At 55.0% G+C, this 2,330-nt stretch carries 2 protein-coding genes and 2 pseudogenes; all 4 read left to right on the top strand.

The features are described from left to right. Window positions 1-439: pseudogene (fliI, locus tag FDW87_RS22935) on the top strand (flagellum-specific ATP synthase FliI); the annotation flags it as partial. Between the two features lie 21 nt (window positions 440-460). Beyond that, window positions 461-904 carry a flagellar export protein FliJ gene (fliJ, locus tag FDW87_RS17545; RefSeq protein WP_016153491.1) on the top strand — a complete coding sequence of 148 codons (444 nt, stop codon included), beginning with the start codon at window positions 461-463 and terminating at the stop codon, window positions 902-904. Continuing rightward, entirely contained in the window at window positions 901-2,115 is a 1,215-nt protein-coding gene (gene fliK / locus FDW87_RS17540; RefSeq protein WP_049259716.1) for a flagellar hook length control protein FliK, read from the top strand. The genes fliJ and fliK overlap by 4 nt, the downstream gene beginning before the upstream one ends. A gap of 104 nt (window positions 2,116-2,219) precedes the next feature. Continuing rightward, window positions 2,220-2,330, top strand: a pseudogene (gene fliL / locus FDW87_RS22930) (flagellar basal body-associated protein FliL); the annotation flags it as partial.

Genomic DNA, 2,330 nt, shown 5'->3' with positions numbered 1-2,330 from the left:
CGCCGGGAACGGTATTCACGGCGGCGGTTCCGTTACCGCGTTTTACACGGTACTGACCGAAGGTGACGACCAGCAGGACCCCATTGCGGATTCCGCGCGCGCGATTCTGGACGGCCACATTGTGCTGTCCCGTCATCTGGCCGAAGCGGGTCACTATCCGGCCATCGATATTGAAGCCTCGATCAGCCGCGCCATGACCGCGCTTATTAGTGAACAACACTATGCGCGGGTACGTAACTTTAAACAGCTGCTATCCAGCTTCCAGCGCAACCGCGATCTGGTCAGCGTGGGGGCGTATGCCAAAGGCAGCGATCCCATGCTGGATAAAGCCATCGCCCTATGGCCACAACTGGAGGCATTCTTACAGCAAGGCATTTTTGAACGGGCGGACTGGGAAGATTCTCTGCACGCGTTAGAACTGATTTTCCCTGGTGTGTGAGTAAGCAGGAGAGCATAGGTCATGGCACAACATGGTGCATTAGCCACACTGAAAGACCTGGCTGAAAAAGAGGTAGATGACGCCGCTGTCTTATTGGGAGAGATGCGTCGTGGCTGTCAGCAGGCGGAAGAGCAGTTGAAAATGCTGATCGATTATCAGCATGAGTATCGCAACAATCTGAACAGTGACATGGGTCAGGGTATTACCAGTAATCGCTGGATCAATTACCAACAATTTATTCAGACGCTGGAAAAAGCGATTGAGCAACACCGCCAACAGCTCAATCAGTGGACGCAGAAAGTAGACCAGGCATTGAACAGTTGGCGCGACAAAAAACAACGTTTACAGGCGTGGCAGACTCTGCAGGACAGACAAACCTCGGCGGCGTTACTGGCCGAAAACCGCCTGGATCAGAAAAAAATGGATGAATTTGCTCAGCGTGCAGCTATGAGGAAACCCGAATGATTACTTTACCCCAACTGATTACCACCGACACCGACGTAGCCGCAGGTCTTCAGTCAGGCAAAGCGGTTGATTCACCCGAGGATTTTTTAGCGCTGCTGGCGGGTGCATTAGGTGCGGACAACGCGCAGGGTAAAGACGCCCCGCTGTCGTTTGCCGACTTACAGGCGGCCAGTAGCAAACTGCAAAAAGGGTTACTGCAAAAAAATGGCGATTCAGCACCGTCGCTCAAGTTGACCGAACTACTGGCGCAAAAAGAGATGCACACTGATGCTTCTCTTGTCGGCATGACAGACGCTCAGCAACTGTTGTCTGCCCTCACGCCCTCACTGAAAGTTAATGCCCTGACGACACTGGGCAAAGTCGCTCAGCAGGATGAAAAAAACACCGCACTGAGCGATGAGGATCTCGCCAACCTGAGCGCGTTGTTCGCCATGCTGCCAGGACAACCGCAGACCACACCGGCCGTCGACAGCGCGCCAGCCCCCGTTGATGCGACGCTTTCGGCGTTATCACGAGGCTCGGTACACAGCGCTATCGCCGATAATGCTGGCGAATTGCTGCCAGGTGATGCCAAAAAAGGCAAAGCGGATATTGCAACGCCTGCCAGCAGCGTAGATCAGACAAACAATCCGACATTAACCCCGTTGACGGCAGCGGCGACGACCAGAGCGGAAATTGAAAGCTCCCCTTCGCCGACCAGCATTGGCATGACGACGGCGCCGTTAAGTGGCCCGCAGTCCCACGCTCAGCCGTTACCGACCGCCGCACCTGTGCTAAGCGCGCCATTGGGTAGCCAGGAATGGCAGCAATCACTAAGCCAGCACGTCACTCTGTTTACTCGCCAGGGCCAGCAAAGCGCAGAACTGCGTCTGCATCCACAGGATCTGGGCCAGGTGCACATTTCCCTCAAGCTGGATGACAATCTCGCGCAGTTGCAAATGGTATCGCCACACAGTCACGTGCGCGCTGCGCTGGAAGCTGCATTACCGATGCTGCGTACGCAGTTGGCTGAAAGCGGGATCCAGCTTGGACAAAGCAGTATCAGCAGTGAAAGCTTTGCCGGTAATCAGCAGTCTTCCGGGCAGCAACAGCAGGCGGGTCGCGCTCAGGGACAAGACATTTTTGCCGCTGAAGATGACGCCGTACTGGCAGCGCCAGCCTCACTGCAAGCCGCAGCACGCGGTGATGGAGCAGTAGACATCTTCGCCTAACGCCAGAGGTAGCATGATTATCCGCGTCTTTTCCACGCTTTGTCGTGGACAGGACACGGGATAATCAGCCCATAAGCTGTACCGAAACAGGAAGCCCGTATCTGATGACTGACTCCGCGATTAACAAAAAAAGTAAACGCGCTATTTGGATCCCTCTGCTGGTATTGATTACCCTCGCCGCCTGCGCAACTGCGGGTTATAGCTACTGGCGCATG

This window comes from Citrobacter sp. wls826, from assembly GCF_005281245.1.
In the GTDB taxonomy this organism is placed as follows: Bacteria; Pseudomonadota; Gammaproteobacteria; order Enterobacterales; family Enterobacteriaceae; genus Citrobacter; species Citrobacter braakii.
This window is presented reverse-complemented; position numbering and strand designations above follow the sequence as displayed.